Origin of the sequence: Algoriella xinjiangensis (assembly GCF_900115015.1) — a bacterium.
In the GTDB taxonomy this organism is placed as follows: domain Bacteria; phylum Bacteroidota; class Bacteroidia; order Flavobacteriales; family Weeksellaceae; genus Empedobacter; species Empedobacter xinjiangensis.
Genome location: NZ_FOUZ01000041.1, coordinates 1 through 1,196, shown reverse-complemented (window position 1 = coordinate 1,196; position 1,196 = coordinate 1). Strand labels below are relative to the sequence as shown.

Annotated in this window: 3 protein-coding genes; all 3 read right to left on the bottom strand. The window is 31.7% G+C overall.

Annotated features, from left to right (window positions below; genetic code table 11):
* Positions 1 to 128: 128 nt before the first annotated feature.
* A complete protein-coding gene (locus tag BM072_RS15370; RefSeq protein ID WP_143080505.1) occupies positions 129 to 458 on the bottom strand; it encodes a hypothetical protein in 330 nt (109 codons plus the stop codon).
* Positions 458 to 733 carry a Txe/YoeB family addiction module toxin gene (locus BM072_RS15365; protein ID WP_092910800.1) on the bottom strand — a complete coding sequence of 92 codons (276 nt, stop codon included), beginning with the start codon at positions 731 to 733 and terminating at the stop codon, positions 458 to 460. Before BM072_RS15365 ends, BM072_RS15370 begins: the two co-directional genes overlap by 1 nt.
* A partial coding sequence (locus tag BM072_RS15535) for a hypothetical protein (protein ID WP_092910794.1) occupies positions 730 to 1,196 on the bottom strand: 467 nt, incomplete at its 5' end. The genes BM072_RS15535 and BM072_RS15365, both read right to left, overlap by 4 nt.

Sequence of the window (1,196 nt, the reverse complement as noted above, 5' to 3'; positions counted from 1 at the left end):
AGTGCAGCATCACTAAATTTTATATAAAAAGTGAAACGGCTTTATGCTAAAATTTAATGGTGCGAAACTTACCTTTGTTTTCTTTTGATTTGTTTGGAGAAGCTCCAGATAAAATGCTGTTGGAAGAATTATAACTCTTGATGAATTTTATTCGCAATCACATGAGCGGTATTTTTTACATAAGGATCTGAATAGGCTTCATCGGCATTTGAAATAAAGTGTCTTAAAATGGCTTCAAGTGCATAAGCTTCATGATACTTGAATGAAATCGCAAATATTTTATCGTTTTTACGCTCTGTAATCGCTTTTCTAAGTAATTTACTATATAAGTCATCAGAAATTGACAAAATAGCTTTAAACGCAAAATTATCGCCTTTAAATTCATTGTCGTAACTATCCAATACATGCAAGACTGCATTTAAGTTGCTTATATTTAGTTTTAGTTTGATTTTTAGCATCATTTATCGTTGTAATGTCCTTTCGCTGATAGAATATGAACCGAAATAACATCATCGTCAATCGAATAGACTAATCGATGTTTATCCGTTATTTTTCGGGCATAACATCCTGCTAAATCATACTTTTTCAAAGTAGGTTTACCTGTGCCTGTTCTTGGGTGTTCTGTTAATTCTTTAATTAAGGCGACTGCTTTTTTAAAAGCTTTAGGCTCCGATTTCTTTAACTCTTTTAAATCTACATCCGCCTGAGAAGAGAAAATGATTTTATAACTCATAAACTATCAAAGTATGCGTCTAAATCTTCTTTTGATTTTATAGTTATTCCTTTTCCTTCCTTGATTTCTTGTTTAGCATCTTTAATTCTTTGGATCATTTCTTCTGAAAAATAAAGATCATTTTGAGAAATAGGTGTTAGCACATAAGCGTGCTTACTTCCTCTTCTAATGACTACTTTTTTTCCTTTGTCGACCATATCAAAAAAATCTTTCTGACGTTCTCTAAACTGTCTACTTGTTGTTTCTACTATTGCCATTGTGTAACTATTTGTGTACACAAATATACAGATAAATTTTATTTTGAAAAAATCCGCCCCCCCTGGTGCGCATAAAAAAGTCACGTCAATTTGTTTTTGTTTTTCCACTCTAACGAAAACAGTGCATTTCACGCAAGCTCCCAAAAGTGATTTTTCGAAGAAAATCACACCCTTAAAAACTAAAAAATTACCATGTTTTTGTATTA